11 protein-coding genes are annotated in these 14,080 nt (G+C 68.3%); 7 read left to right on the forward strand and 4 right to left on the reverse strand.

Annotated features, from left to right (window positions below):
* Positions 1-6 precede the first annotated feature (6 nt).
* The 7 genes from ACFWV2_RS04700 to ACFWV2_RS04730 all read left to right on the forward strand — a co-directional run bounded on the left by ACFWV2_RS04700 (position 7) and on the right by ACFWV2_RS04730 (position 4,856).
* Complete coding sequence (locus ACFWV2_RS04700) at positions 7-1,143, forward strand: hypothetical protein (protein WP_384401639.1); 1,137 nt, start codon at positions 7-9, stop codon at positions 1,141-1,143.
* 12 nt (positions 1,144-1,155) lie between these two features.
* Positions 1,156-2,268 carry a hypothetical protein gene (locus tag ACFWV2_RS04705; RefSeq protein WP_384401642.1) on the forward strand — a complete coding sequence of 371 codons (1,113 nt, stop codon included), beginning with the start codon at positions 1,156-1,158 and terminating at the stop codon, positions 2,266-2,268.
* Positions 2,268-2,834, forward strand: a complete 567-nt coding sequence (locus ACFWV2_RS04710; protein WP_384401644.1) for a hypothetical protein — start codon at positions 2,268-2,270, stop codon at positions 2,832-2,834. Before ACFWV2_RS04705 ends, ACFWV2_RS04710 begins: the two co-directional genes overlap by 1 nt.
* A 20-nt stretch (positions 2,835-2,854) precedes the next feature.
* Positions 2,855-3,337, forward strand: coding sequence for an ATP-binding protein (locus ACFWV2_RS04715; RefSeq protein WP_384401647.1), 483 nt, complete (start codon positions 2,855-2,857; stop codon positions 3,335-3,337).
* Positions 3,338-3,423: 86 nt separating this feature from the next.
* Complete coding sequence (locus ACFWV2_RS04720) at positions 3,424-4,341, forward strand: peptidoglycan-binding protein (RefSeq protein ID WP_384401650.1); 918 nt, start codon at positions 3,424-3,426, stop codon at positions 4,339-4,341.
* Positions 4,342-4,366: 25 nt separating this feature from the next.
* Positions 4,367-4,606: a hypothetical protein gene (locus ACFWV2_RS04725; RefSeq protein WP_384401653.1), complete on the forward strand. Its 240-nt coding sequence runs from the start codon at positions 4,367-4,369 to the stop codon at positions 4,604-4,606.
* Positions 4,593-4,856, forward strand: a complete 264-nt coding sequence (locus tag ACFWV2_RS04730; protein WP_360785300.1) for a hypothetical protein — start codon at positions 4,593-4,595, stop codon at positions 4,854-4,856. Before ACFWV2_RS04725 ends, ACFWV2_RS04730 begins: the two co-directional genes overlap by 14 nt.
* A gap of 89 nt (positions 4,857-4,945) precedes the next feature.
* Here the strand turns inward: ACFWV2_RS04730 and ACFWV2_RS04735 are convergent, their stop codons facing one another.
* The 4 genes from ACFWV2_RS04735 to rplJ all read right to left on the reverse strand — a co-directional run bounded on the left by ACFWV2_RS04735 (position 4,946) and on the right by rplJ (position 14,000).
* Positions 4,946-8,845: a DNA-directed RNA polymerase subunit beta' gene (locus ACFWV2_RS04735; RefSeq protein WP_384401656.1), complete on the reverse strand. Its 3,900-nt coding sequence runs from the start codon at positions 8,843-8,845 to the stop codon at positions 4,946-4,948.
* Between the two features lie 100 nt (positions 8,846-8,945).
* On the reverse strand, positions 8,946-12,428 hold the full coding sequence (gene rpoB / locus ACFWV2_RS04740) for a DNA-directed RNA polymerase subunit beta (protein ID WP_360785297.1): 3,483 nt from the start codon (positions 12,426-12,428) through the stop codon (positions 8,946-8,948).
* A gap of 547 nt (positions 12,429-12,975) precedes the next feature.
* The gene (gene rplL / locus ACFWV2_RS04745; RefSeq protein WP_030213912.1) at positions 12,976-13,359 is read right to left on the reverse strand and encodes a 50S ribosomal protein L7/L12; all 384 of its coding nucleotides are present in this window, start codon (positions 13,357-13,359) and stop codon (positions 12,976-12,978) included.
* A gap of 110 nt (positions 13,360-13,469) precedes the next feature.
* Complete coding sequence (gene rplJ, locus ACFWV2_RS04750; RefSeq protein WP_053646191.1) at positions 13,470-14,000, reverse strand: 50S ribosomal protein L10; 531 nt, start codon at positions 13,998-14,000, stop codon at positions 13,470-13,472.
* Positions 14,001-14,080: the final 80 nt, after the last annotated feature.

Below are 14,080 nucleotides of genomic sequence, written 5' to 3' on the forward strand. Positions count from 1 at the left end.
AGAACCATGGCATTGCGCAGCGGCTGGCTTCCGCCGACCGGGCAGACCCGTGTCACCACCCGTCTCACCGCCCACGGCGCCACCACCCCGGTCAACCCGATGGCCTCGCGCTCCGGCATCCTGCCCGGCACGGCCGACGGCAAGTACCGGGTCGGCGGCCTCTGGCTGAGCGGCAGCGGCCCCATGAGCGCGACCGTCTACGCCGGGCGCGCCGTCGTCCAGGGCCCGAACGCCCAGGGCGCCTACCCCGTCACCCTCGACGCGGACACCGTCCTCACCTTCGGCGACGGCGATCCGATCAACCCGCGCGTCGACCTCGTCGTCCTGCGCGTGTACGACGACGAGTTCGACAACCTGACCAGGAGCGAAGCCGCCCTGGAGATCATCAAGGGCGAGCCGAAGGCACAGCCGACCGTCCCGAACGCACCCCCGCTCTCCCTGCCCCTCTTCTCCATCAGGGTGGAGAAGTCGGCCTCGGCCGGCACCGGCGGCATCGCCTGGGCGGGCGGGGCCGTCACCGACCTTCGGACCACCCTCGTCGGCGTGGGCGGCATCCTGCCCGTCTACAACAACGCCGGTGTGCCCGGCTCCTACCCCGGCCAGTACCAGGACAACGACAACGCCCACTGCCTCCAGCGCTGGGACGGCAACGGCTGGATGTCCTACCCGAAGGAGATCGGCGGCATAGCCCCCGCCGGCACGGTCTCCACCGGCGGCTACACCGGCCAGTTCCGCGAGCACAACGGCACCCTCCAGCGGTGGAACGGCAACTCCTGGGCCAACTACCAGCCGCCGGTGGAGGTGGAGACCGCCACCAGTGGCGTGACCCCGCTGACCGGCTGGACGGTGGTGGCGTTCTCCGCCCGACGCACCCGGGGCCTCGCGACCGTCCTCGTCACCGTCACCCGCAACGGCGCCACCGTCAACGTCGACAGCGCCGGCAACATCGCCGACGAGCCGCTGTGCACCCTGCCCGCCGGATGGCGGCCGGCCATCGACTTCGAGGCCTCCGCCTGCGACGGCTTCGGCGACGGCGGCGCTTACATCTCGCCCAGCGGACAGGTCAACCTGCGCACCTGGTCGTCCAACGGCGCCCTCGTGGCCGGCCGGAACATCCGCGTCTCCGCGACCTACGTCCTGTAAGGGGGCTGCTGCATGGCACTCGACACGCCCTACCGGGCCATCTTCTGCGACCTCGTGAGCGACACGACCCTCGACATCCTGCCGCTGCGGGACGTCTCGTTCGAGGACTACATCGGCCGGGCCGGCTCCCTGTCCGGCACCGTCCCCGTCCCCGACCGCGCCATCGCCGAACGGGCCCACAAGATCAAGCCGGGCCGCACCACCGTCTATCTGGAGCGCGGCGGAGACCTGTGGTGGGGCGGCATCGTCTGGACCACCAACCTGCAGTCCAGTGACCGGGGCGTGGTGACCCTGGGCATCCAGGCCTCCACCTTCGACTCGTACGCGAGCCGACGGCGTATCCGCACGGACGAGTTCGAGACCCGGTTCACCCAGCCGACCGACCAGTTCGTCATCGCCCGCAGCCTCTGGAAGAGCCTGTCGGACGGCCTCGGCCACAGCACGATCGACGTCGGTGACGGGACGGAGGAGTCCGGCGTCCTGCGGACGGCCTCCTGGCGGTACGGCGACGAGACCGTCTACCAGGAGGCGCTGGACCAGCTCGGCGCCCAGGAGAAGGGCTTCGAGTACCAGATCCTGGTGTACCGCGACCCGGCCGACGGCAAGCGAATCCGCCAGCTCCGGCTCGGTTCGCCCATCCGCACCGGCGCCACCGACATGATCTTCGACCGGCCCGGCGCGATCCTGTCGTACTCCCTTCCGGACGACGCCACCCGCGGCGGGACCGTCGCCCTGGCCCGCGGCGCCTCGACCAACAGCAACGCCGGCGCCGAGTCCCGGCCGACCGTGTCCGACCTCGCCTGGCCGAGGCCGCCGCTCCCGGACCTCTGGCCCCAGCTCGACCTGTCCTCGGACCACAACGACGTCAGCGACAAGGCCACGCTGAACTCGCTCGCCCAGGCCGCCGTCGACGGGGAGGCGGGCCACGTGCAGATCCCCGAGATCAGCATCCGGCTCGGCGGGATCGTCCCCCCGGCGCTCCTCGGGCGCACCGCCCGTGTCCGCATCACCGACGAATGGCATCCGACGGGCCTCGACGCCCGCTACCGCATCGTCGGCGTCAAGGTCCGGCCGGCCGAGCGAGGCCGCCCCGACACCGCCGAACTCGCACTCGAGGGGGCCTGATGGCACTGCTGCCCGAGGACATCGTCGACCGGCTGATCCAGATGGAGCGCCGGATCCAGGCGTTGTCCACAGCGGTCAACACCCGTCCTCCCTTCAACGAGATCCGTCCCGACCGGCCCTCCGGCAAGCCGGTCATCCGGATCTACGACGGCTACAACCACGAGCTGTTCGCCGACGACATGGCGACCGGCGGCCTCGCCAGGCCGTGGCTCCAGCTGATGCCGCCGGTGGACCACCTCAAGGAGGCGAAGTGGCCGTCCACCACGAGCACGACCTTCACCGCCATCGCCCAGTCCTTCAATCCGGTCTGGCAGCCCAAGATGCGGCTCGCGATGTACACGAGGGTGTCCAGCGGCGCGGCCGGCCAGGTGAAGGTCATGGTCGACGGCCAGCAGTTCGGCCCGACCGTCACCGCCGGGCAGACCTTCGACCACACCGGTCTGCTCCCGGTCGACCTGGCGACCAAGTTCGGCAAGGTGATGACCGTCGAGATCCACGCCGTGGTCACCAGTGGCACGGGCACGGTCTACGCCCAGCCCGTCAGCATGTACGGCACCCAGACCTGAGCCCGCGAGGAGCACACACCGTGAACATCGACCCCACCCAGCCCTGGGGCCTGGTCATCGACTACGCCGGGCGCGCCACCGTCACCGAGAACGGCCACACCCTCTCCGTACGCGTCTACGACAACGGCCTCGGATACGCCCTGGAGCGGGATCCCTTCACCGGCCAGTACCCGTCGGTGTACGTGAGCGCGGAGTTCGCCAGGACCGGCGCGGGTGACGCCACCCTGCGCGGCTTCGGCCTGGCCGTCGTCGAGGCGAGGGACGGCGTTCCCGCCGTGGCCGACCCGACCGCCGTCCAGCGGGCCGTCGCCGCCGCGCTCGCCGACTTCGAGGCCCGCCGCGCGGCCTACGCCTCGCTCTGCGCCACCTGGGACCCGGGCGACGAGCCCGCCACGGAGCCCGAGCCGGAAGACCAGCCGGGCCCGAGCCCGGCCACGGCCCCGAGCGCGACGAGCGCGACGAGCCCGACCCCGAACCCGACGAGCCCGGCCCCGAACCCGTAACCCCGCCGCGGCCCCCGTCCCCGCCGCCCCGCCCGCCCCGTACGCCCGCCCCCGCGCGGGCCTTTTTCATGTCCGGAGGACATCAGATGGCCACTCCCCTCCCCGCGGACCGGCTCGTCGCCGCGCTCCGCGCCGAAGGCGTCACCGTCGTCGAACACCCCGGCTGGCGCTCCCACCACCGCAACCACACCGGCGCCTGGGGCCCGGTCACCGGCGTGATGATCCACCACACCGTCAGCACCGGCACCGCCTCCTCCGTCGAGCTCTGCTTCAACGGCTACGACGGCCTGCCAGGACCGCTCTGCCACGGCGTCATCGCCAAGGACGGCACCGTCCACCTCGTCGGCAACGGCCGCGCCAACCACGCCGGCGCCGGCGACCCGTCCGTCCTCCAGGCCGTGATCACCGAGACGTACGGCGACCGGCCCCCGGCGCCGCGCGTCCACCAGGGCAGCCCCGGAACCGTCGACGGCAACTCCCGCTTCTACGGCTTCGAGTGCGTCAACCTCGGCAACGGCCGCGACCCCTGGCCGGCCGCCCAGCTCGACGCCGTCGAACGGGTGTCCGCCGCCCTGTGCCGGGCCCACGGCTGGGGCGCCAGGTCCGTCATCGGCCACCTGGAGTGGTCCGACTGGAAGAGCGACCCCAGGGGCTTCGGCATGCCGGACCTCCGCGGCCGCGTCCAGACCCGGCTCGCCAAGGCCCCCGCCAGGAACACCCCGGGCAGCGGCAAACCGGCCGCGCCCCGCCTCCAGCCGTTCCCTGGCACCTCGTTCTTCCGCAAGGAGACGAGCTCCCCGGTCATCACGGCCATGGGCCGCCGTCTCGTCGCCGAGGGCTGCTCCGCGTACGCGGTCGGCCCCGGCCCCCGCTGGAGCGAGGCCGACCGGCTCGGCTACGCGAAGTGGCAGCGCAAGCTCGGCTTCCGCGGCTCCGACGCGGACGGCATCCCCGGCGCCGCCTCCTGGAGCGCGCTGAAGGTCCCGTACACGAAGTCCCCGTAACTCCCACAGGAAGGCGAACGTCCCGATGTCCGACGCCGCCAAACGCACGGCCCGCACCGTCCTCCAGTCCGCCGTCGGCATCGCCGTCGTGCTCCCCGCCGTCGTCGACGCCTCCGGCATCCCCGCGACCCTCCCCTGGGTCGCCGGGGCGCTGGTCGTCGCCGGTGGTCTCACCCGGGTGATGGCCCTCGACGCGGTGCAGCAGCTGCTGCCGTCCTGGCTCCGCAGCACCCCCGCGCAGGGCGGTGCCGATGACCGAGTCTGACCCGAACGACCCCGTGGCCGTCGCCCTCGAACTGGAACGGCTCCGCGGCACCCTGGAGGCCGGCTTCGCCCGCGTCGACGGCGCGCTCGCGCTGCTCGTCCAGCGCAGCGACCAGTCCGACCGCCAGCTCGCCGACCACGAGGCCCGTCTCGACGCACTGGAACGCGGCCGCTGGCCGCTGACCAGCATCCTCGCGCTCGCCGCGAGCGCCGGAGCGCTCGTCGCCGTGTGGGAGCTGACCGCCAGGTGATCCCCTGGTGATTCCCTGGTGATCCCCTGGTGAGCGAACGCCGAAGGGCGGCCACCCCATGGGGTGACCGCCCTTCGGTCTCGCACTACTTACTGGTTGTACGGACCGTAGTCGTAGTCCTCCAGCGGAACGGCCTGGCCGGAGCCCGAGCCGAACGGCGAGTAGTCGATGTCGTCGTAGCCGACGGCCGAGTACATCGCGGCCTTGGCCTCTTCGGTCGGCTCGACCCGGATGTTGCGGTAACGGGACAGACCCGTACCGGCCGGGATGAGCTTACCGATGATGACGTTCTCCTTGAGGCCGATGAGGCTGTCGGACTTGGCGTTGATCGCCGCATCCGTCAGGACTCGGGTCGTCTCCTGGAAGGAGGCGGCCGACAGCCAGGATTCCGTCGCCAGCGAGGCCTTGGTGATACCCATCAGCTGCGGACGGCCGGAGGCGGGGTGACCGCCCTCGGTGACCACACGACGGTTCTCGGTCTCGAACTTCGAGCGCTCGACGAGCTCGCCCGGCAGCAGCTCCGCGTCGCCGGACTCGATGATCGTCACACGGCGCAGCATCTGCCGGATGATGATCTCGATGTGCTTGTCGTGGATCGACACGCCCTGCGAGTTGTAGACCTTCTGGACCTCGGCGACCAGGTGGATCTGGACCGCGCGCTGACCCAGGATCCGCAGCACGTCGTGCGGGTTGGTGGCACCCACGGTGAGCTTCTGGCCCACCTCGACGTGGTCGCCCTCGCCCACGAGCAGACGGGCCCGCTTCGAGATCGGGAACGCCGTCTCGTCGGAGCCGTCGTCCGGGGTGACGACGAGCTTCTTGGTCTTCTCGGTCTCCTCGATACGGACGCGGCCGGCCGCCTCCGAGATCGGGGCGACACCCTTGGGCTGACGAGCCTCGAAGAGCTCGACGACACGGGGCAGACCCTGGGTGATGTCGTCACCGGCCACACCACCGGTGTGGAAGGTACGCATCGTCAGCTGGGTACCGGGCTCACCGATGGACTGGGCGGCGATGATGCCGACCGCCTCACCGATGTCGACGAGCTTGCCGGTGGCGAGCGAACGGCCGTAGCAGAACGCACAGGTACCGACGGCGGACTCACAGGTCAGGACCGAACGGGTCTTGACCTCCTCGACGCCCGCGTTGAGGAGGGCGTCGATGAGCACGTCACCCAGGTCGACGTTGGCCGGCGCGATGACCTTGCCGTCGATGACGACGTCCTCGGCGAGCATCCGGGCGTACACGGAGGTCTCGACGTCGTCCGTCTTGCGCAGGACACCGTCGGCGCCGCGCTCGGCGATCCGCAGCTTCAGACCGCGCTCGGTGCCGCAGTCCTCCTCGCGGATGATCACGTCCTGCGAGACGTCCACCAGACGACGGGTCAGGTAACCCGAGTCGGCGGTACGCAGGGCGGTGTCCGCCAGACCCTTACGGGCACCGTGCGTGGAGATGAAGTACTCCAGGACGGTGAGGCCCTCACGGAAGGACGCCTTGATGGGACGCGGGATCGTCTCGTTCTTGGCGTTCGACACCAGACCACGCATACCCGCGATCTGACGCATCTGCATCATGTTTCCTCGGGCACCCGAGTCGACCATCATGAAGATGGGGTTCGTCTTCGGGAAGTTCGCGTTCATCGCCTCGGCGACCTCGTTGGTCGCCTTGGTCCAGATCGCGATGAGCTCCTGAGTGCGCTCTTCCTTGGTGATCAGACCGCGCTCGTACTGCTTCTGGACCTTCTCGTCCTGCTCCTCGTAGCCCTTGACGATGGCCTTCTTGGCCTCGGGCACGACGACGTCGGAGATGGCCACGGTGACACCGGACCGGGTCGCCCAGTAGAAGCCCGCCGCCTTCAGGTTGTCGAGCGTCGCCGCCACGATGACCTTGGGGTAGCGCTCGGCGAGGTCGTTGACGATCTCGGAGAGCTGCTTCTTGCCGACGGAGTAGTCGACGAACGGGTAGTCCTCGGGCAGCAGCTCGTTGAAGAGCGCGCGGCCCAGCGAGGTGCGCAGACGGAACGAGTCACCCTGCTGCCACTCCGGCTCGCCCTCCTCCGTGACCGGGGGGACCCAGCCACGCGGAGCGACGGTGCCCACGGGGAAGCGGATGTCGATCTGCGACTGCAGCGCGAGCTCGCCGGCGTCGAACGCCATGATCGCCTCGGCCGTGGAGCCGAACGCGCGGCCCTCGCCCTTGGTGTCACGGAGCTCACCGTCGGTGGTCAGGAAGAACAGACCGAGGACCATGTCCTGGGTCGGCATCGTGACCGGACGGCCGTCGGCGGGCTTCAGGATGTTGTTCGAGGACAGCATCAGGATGCGGGCCTCGGCCTGCGCCTCCGCGGAGAGCGGAAGGTGCACGGCCATCTGGTCACCGTCGAAGTCCGCGTTGAACGCGGTGCAGACGAGCGGGTGGATCTGGATGGCCTTGCCCTCGACCAGCTGGGGCTCGAAGGCCTGGATGCCGAGGCGGTGCAGCGTGGGCGCACGGTTCAGCAGGACCGGGTGCTCGGCGATGACCTCTTCGAGGACGTCGTACACGACCGTGCGGCCGCGCTCGACCATCCGCTTGGCGCTCTTGATGTTCTGCGCGTGGTTCAGGTCGACCAGGCGCTTCATCACGAACGGCTTGAAGAGCTCCAGCGCCATGGCCTTGGGCAGACCGCACTGGTGCAGCTTCAGCTGCGGACCGACGACGATGACGGAACGCGCGGAGTAGTCCACACGCTTGCCGAGCAGGTTCTGGCGGAATCGGCCCTGCTTGCCCTTCAGCATGTCGCTGAGGGACTTCAGGGGACGGTTACCGGGACCGGTCACCGGACGACCACGACGACCGTTGTCGAAGAGGGCGTCCACGGCCTCCTGAAGCATGCGCTTCTCGTTGTTCACGATGATCTCGGGCGCGCCGAGGTCGAGAAGTCGCTTCAGACGGTTGTTGCGGTTGATCACGCGGCGGTACAGGTCGTTCAGGTCGGAGGTCGCGAAGCGGCCACCGTCCAGCTGCACCATCGGACGCAGGTCCGGCGGGATGACCGGCACGCAGTCGAGAACCATGCCCTTGGGGCTGTTCGCGGTCTGCAGGAACGCGGAGACGACCTTGAGGCGCTTGAGCGCACGGGTCTTCTTCTGGCCCTTGCCGGTGCGGATGATCTCGCGGAGCCTCTCGGCCTCCTCCTCGAGATCGAACGACTCGAGGCGCTTCTGCAGAGCGGCCGCACCCATCGAACCGTCGAAGTACATGCCGAAGCGGTCACGCAGTTCGCGGTAGAGGAGCTCGTCGCCCTCCAGGTCCTGGACCTTGAGGTTCTTGAAGCGCGACCAGACCTCGTCCAGACGGTCGATCTCGCGCTGCGCACGGTCGCGCAGCTGCTTCATCTCACGCTCGGCGCCCTCGCGCACCTTGCGGCGCACATCGGCCTTCGCGCCCTCGGCCTCCAGCTCGCCGAGGTCGTTCTCGAGCTTCTTGGCGCGGGCCTCCAGGTCGGAGTCGCGACGGTTCTCGATCTGCTGACGCTCGACGGAGACGTGCGCCTCCAGCGAGGGCAGGTCACGCGTACGACGCTCGTCGTCGACGTACGTGATCATGTACGCCGCGAAGTAGATGACCTTCTCGAGGTCCTTCGGGGCGAGGTCGAGCAGGTAGCCAAGACGCGACGGGACGCCCTTGAAGTACCAGATGTGGGTGACGGGAGCGGCGAGCTCGATGTGGCCCATCCGCTCACGGCGCACCTTCGCGCGGGTGACCTCGACGCCACACCGCTCACAGATGATGCCCTTGAAGCGGACACGCTTGTACTTGCCGCAGTAGCACTCCCAGTCCCGGGTCGGACCGAAGATCTTCTCGCAGAAGAGTCCGTCCTTCTCGGGCTTGAGCGTGCGGTAGTTGATGGTCTCCGGCTTCTTGACCTCGCCGTGGCTCCACTGACGGATGTCGTCAGCGGTGGCCAGACCGATCCGGAGCTCGTCGAAGAAGTTGACGTCGAGCACTATGCGTCAATCCCTCTCAGGGTTGTAAGGCTTGGGGTCTGATACGGGGGTCCTGGGGCCGGCGGGGGGACCGTGACTGGTCCCCCCGGCCGGACTCCCGTCAGACCTCTTCGACGCTGCTCGGCTCGCGCCGGGACAGGTCGATGCCGAGCTCCTCCGCTGCGCGGAAGACGTCCTCGTCGGTGTCGCGCATCTCGATGGACATGCCGTCCGAGGACAGCACCTCCACGTTGAGGCACAGGGACTGCATCTCCTTGATGAGCACCTTGAAGGACTCGGGGATGCCGGGCTCAGGGATGTTCTCGCCCTTGACGATGGCCTCGTAGACCTTCACGCGGCCGGTCACATCGTCGGACTTGATCGTCAGCAGCTCCTGGAGGGCGTACGCGGCGCCGTATGCCTCCAGCGCCCACACCTCCATCTCACCGAAGCGCTGGCCACCGAACTGGGCCTTACCACCCAGCGGCTGCTGGGTGATCATCGAGTACGGACCGGTCGAACGCGCGTGGAGCTTGTCGTCGACCAGGTGGTGGAGCTTGAGGATGTACATGTAACCGACCGAGATCGGTTCCGGGAACGGCTCGCCGGAGCGGCCGTCGAACAGCCTCGCCTTACCGGTCGGGAGCACCATGCGCTCGCCGTCGCGGTTCGGGATGGTGTGGTTCAGCAGACCCGCGAGCTCGTCCTCACGCGCACCGTCGAAGACGGGGGTGGCGACGTTGGTGCCCGGGGCGACCTGGTCGGCGCCGATCGCCTGGAGGCGCTGCGCCCACTCGTCCGCGAGGCCGGAGACGTCCCAGCCGCGGCTGGCGAGCCAGCCGAGGTGGATCTCCAGGACCTGTCCCGGGTTCATTCGGGACGGGACACCCAGCGGGTTGAGGATGATGTCGACCGGGGTGCCGTCCTCGAGGAACGGCATGTCCTCGATGGGCAGGATCTTGGAGATGACGCCCTTGTTGCCGTGACGACCGGCGAGCTTGTCACCGTCGGTGATCTTGCGCTTCTGGGCGACGTAGACGCGGACCAGCTGGTTCACGCCCGGGGGAAGCTCGTCGCCCTCCTCGCGGTCGAAGACGCGGACGCCGATGATCTTGCCGATCTCGCCGTGCGGCACCTTCAGCGAGGTGTCACGGACCTCACGGGCCTTCTCACCGAAGATCGCGCGGAGCAGGCGCTCCTCCGGGGTCAGCTCGGTCTCGCCCTTGGGCGTGACCTTGCCGACGAGGATGTCGCCGGCGACGACCTCGGCACCGATACGGATGATGCCGCGCTCGTCGAGGTCGGCGAGGACCTCCTCGGAGACGTTCGGGATGTCCCGGGTGATCTCCTCCGGGCCGAGCTTGGTGTCACGGGCGTCGACCTCGTGCTCCTCGATGTGGATCGAGGAGAGGACGTCGTCCTGCACGAGGCGCTGCGACAGGATGATCGCGTCCTCGTAGTTGTGACCCTCCCACGGCATGAACGCCACGAGCAGGTTCTTGCCGAGGGCCATCTCGCCGTCTTCGGTGGCGGGACCGTCGGCGAGGACCTGGCCCTCGATGACGCGGTCGCCCTCGTCCACGACGACCTTCTGGTTCACAGAGGTGCCCTGGTTGGAGCGGGAGAACTTGTGCAGGCGGTACGTGATGTACGTGCCGTCGTCGTTGGCGACCGTGATGTAGTCGGCCGACAGCTCCTGGACGACACCGTCCTTCTCGGCCTTGAGCACGTCACCGGCGTCGGTGGCGCAGCGGTACTCCATGCCGGTGCCGACGAGCGGGGCCTCCGACTTGATGAGCGGCACCGCCTGCCGCATCATGTTCGCGCCCATGAGGGCGCGGTTGGCGTCGTCGTGCTCGAGGAACGGGATCATGGCGGTCGCGACCGACACCATCTGGCGCGGCGAGACGTCCATGTAGTCGACCTCGGACGGCAGGACGTAGTCGACCTCGCCGCCACGCTTGCGCACCAGGACGCGGTTCTCGGTGAGCCGCATGTCGTCGTTGAGCGCGGCGTTGGCCTGCGCGATGACGAAGCGGTCCTCCTCGTCGGCGGTGACGTAGTCGACCTCGTCGGTGACCTGGCCGTCGATGACCTTGCGGTACGGCGTCTCGATGAAGCCGAACGCGTTGACGCGGCCGTACGAGGCGAGCGAACCGATCAGACCGATGTTCGGGCCTTCGGGGGTCTCGATCGGGCACATGCGTCCGTAGTGGGACGGGTGCACGTCTCGGACCTCGAAGCCGGCCCGCTCACGGGACAGACCACCAGGGCCCAGCGCCGAGAGACGACGCTTGTGCGTCAGACCCGACAGCGGGTTGTTCTGGTCCATGAACTGGGACAGCTGGCTGGTGCCGAAGAACTCCTTGATGGAGGCGACGACCGGCCGGATGTTGATCAGGGTCTGCGGCGTGATCGCCTCGACGTCCTGGGTGGTCATGCGCTCGCGCACGACGCGCTCCATACGAGCCAGACCCGTGCGGACCTGGTTCTGGATGAGCTCGCCGACGTTGCGCAGACGACGGTTGCCGAAGTGGTCGATGTCGTCGGTCTCGACGACGATCTCGTTGCCGTTCTCGCCGATCGTCTCGGTCTCGCCCGCGTGGAGCTTGACCAGGTACTTGATCGTGGCGATGACGTCGTCGGTGGTGAGCACGCCGGCGTCCAGCGGCTCGTCGGCGCCGAGCTTCTTGTTCACCTTGTAGCGGCCGACCTTGGCGAGGTCGTAGCGCTTCGGGTTGAAGTAGAGGTTCTCGAGCAGCGTCTGAGCGGCCTCACGGGTCGGCGGCTCGCCCGGACGGAGCTTGCGGTAGATGTCGAGCAGCGCGTCGTCCTGGCCCTGGGTGTGGTCCTTCTCCAGGGTGGCGCGCATGGACTCGTACTCGCCGAACTCCTGCAGGATCTGCTCGGTGGTCCAGCCGAGAGCCTTGAGGAGGACGGTGACGGACTGCTTGCGCTTGCGGTCGATGCGGACACCGACCAGGTCGCGCTTGTCGATCTCCATCTCCAGCCAGGCACCCCGGGACGGGATGATCTTGGCGGAGAAGATGTCCTTGTCGGACGTCTTGTCGATGGAGGAGTCGAAGTAGACACCCGGCGAACGGACCAGCTGCGACACCACGACACGCTCGGTGCCGTTGATGACGAAGGTGCCCTTGTTCGTCATGAGCGGGAAATCGCCCATGAAGACGGTCTGGGACTTGATCTCGCCGGTCTCGTTGTTGGTGAACTCGGCGGTGACGAAGAGCGGGGCGCCGTACGTGAAGTCACGGTCCTTGCACTCGTCGATCGAGTTCTTCGGCGGCTCGAAGCGGTGGTCGCGGAAGGTCAGCGACATCGACCCGGAGAAGTCCTCGATCGGCGAGATCTCCTCGAAGATCTCTTCCAGGCCGGACTTCGTGGGGACGTCCTGTCCCGACTCAAGGGCAGCCTCGACGCGAGCCTTCCAGGCGGCGTTGCCGAGCAGCCAGTCAAAACTCTCGGTCTGCAGCGCGAGGAGGTTCGGAACCTCGAGGGGCTCCTTGATCTTTGCAAAGGAGATGCGCAGCGGGGCGGTGCTTGCGCCGTTGTTCGTATTGGTCGAGGCGTTGCGCGAGGCGGCCAAGAGGGGGTCCTTCCGAGGGCTCGGACTCACTACGCGCGTACCGGTCCCCTGCATCGCTTCACGGCAGACTTTTCCTGACATGACCGAAAGGCCAGTTCAGACGGGGTCGGTCCACGAAGCGGATGCGAAGGTATGCCCCTGGTGACGGGCAGGGGGCAGCTAACAGGCAGCGCAAAGGGTCAGTGTAGCCACTTGGCTCACTGATGTCCAGGGCGAGTTCCTCGCGACCCTCGTTGCTCTCAACTCCGCGCTACTCGCGCCGTGCGGCGCACCTCGATACTGCCCGTTCAGTCGTCGATCCATGCCTCGGAAACGGATCGTTGTGACGACGCGTCCTGAGAATTGCGCGCTGCGTGCGGTTCGTCAAGGCCCCCCGGTGTGCGGGGCGCACGGCGAAGATCACCATACTCCGCTCCCCGCGGCCCCCAGGGGCCCCGCCACGCCCTTCCCGGGGAACGCCGAGAGGCGACCACCCACAAGGGTGATCGCCTCTCGGTGCTCCCGCGTTACACGGGGGCAGGAGTCAGCTCAGCGAGCCGAAACGGTCTTACTTGACCGTGACGGAGGCGCCGGCGGCCTTGAGGGACTCGGCAGCCTTCTCGGCGGCCTCCTTCGCGACCTTCTCGAGGACCGGCTTCGGGGTGCCGTCGACGAGGTCCTTGGCCTCCTTGAGGCCCAGGGAGGTGAGCTCGCGCACGACCTTGATGACCTGGATCTTCTTGTCGCCGGCACCCTCGAGGATGACGTCGAACTCGTCCTGCTCCTCGACGGCCTCGGCACCGGCGGCCGGGGCGCCCGGGCCGGCAACGGCGACGGCCGCGGCGGCGGTGACGTCGAACTTGTCCTCGAACGCCTTCACGAACTCGGAGAGCTCGATGAGGGTCATCTCCTCGAACTGGGCGAGGAGGTCGTCCTGAGAGAGCTTCGCCATGATGGGCGATCCTTCCACTAATTCGGCAGGTGCCGGATGTATGTAGAGGCGGGCGTAACGGCCCGCTGTGACCCGCGCACTAGGCGGCGCGGATCAATGCGCGAGCCGAGTTACTCGGCACCGCCCTGCTCGGCGAGCTTGACGCGAAGCGCCTCCGCGGTGCGGACGAACTTCGACGGCAGCGCCTGGAAGAGCGAGGCAGCCTGAGACTGCTTGCCCTTGAACGCGCCGGCCAGCTTGCTGAGCAGAACCTCACGGGACTCGAGGTCCGCGAGCTTCTTGATCTCATCGGCGGAGAGCGCCTTGCCGTCAAGGACACCGCCCTTGATGATGAGATTCGGGTTCTCCTTGGCGAAGTCACGCAGGCTCTTCGCCGACTCCACCGGGTCACCGGTGATGAAGGCGACCGCGGTCGGACCAGCGAAGTGCTCGTCCAGCGCGGTGATCCCGGCCTGGTTGGCCGCAATCTTGGTCAGCGTGTTCTTCACCACGGCGTACTGGGCGTTCTCACCGAGCGAACGACGCAGCGTCTTGAGCTGCGCCACGGTGAGACCCCGGTACTCGGTCAGCACAGCGGCGTTCGAGCTGCGGAACTGGTCCTCAAGCTCGGCTACCGCGGCAGCCTTGTCGGGCCTTGCCATAGAGCGTCGGCCTCCTTCCGGGTGATGAGGACCGCTCAGAAGGGGCTGACAAAACAAAACGCCCCGGCGCAAGCGCTCGG

Source organism: Streptomyces sp. NPDC058671 (assembly GCF_042716475.1).
Classification (GTDB): Bacteria; Actinomycetota; Actinomycetes; order Streptomycetales; family Streptomycetaceae; genus Streptomyces.

Coding starts and splice junctions, on each gene's coding strand:
- ACFWV2_RS04725 (WP_384401653.1), top strand. CDS start 4,367: ATGTCCGACGCCGCCAAACGCACGGCCCGCACCGTCCTCCAGTCCGCC.
- ACFWV2_RS04705 (WP_384401642.1), top strand. CDS start 1,156: ATGGCACTCGACACGCCCTACCGGGCCATCTTCTGCGACCTCGTGAGC.
- ACFWV2_RS04710 (WP_384401644.1), top strand. CDS start 2,268: ATGGCACTGCTGCCCGAGGACATCGTCGACCGGCTGATCCAGATGGAG.
- rplL (WP_030213912.1), bottom strand. CDS start 13,359: ATGGCGAAGCTCTCTCAGGACGACCTCCTCGCCCAGTTCGAGGAGATG.
- ACFWV2_RS04700 (WP_384401639.1), top strand. CDS start 7: ATGGCATTGCGCAGCGGCTGGCTTCCGCCGACCGGGCAGACCCGTGTC.
- ACFWV2_RS04720 (WP_384401650.1), top strand. CDS start 3,424: ATGGCCACTCCCCTCCCCGCGGACCGGCTCGTCGCCGCGCTCCGCGCC.
- rplJ (WP_053646191.1), bottom strand. CDS start 14,000: ATGGCAAGGCCCGACAAGGCTGCCGCGGTAGCCGAGCTTGAGGACCAG.
- ACFWV2_RS04730 (WP_360785300.1), top strand. CDS start 4,593: ATGACCGAGTCTGACCCGAACGACCCCGTGGCCGTCGCCCTCGAACTG.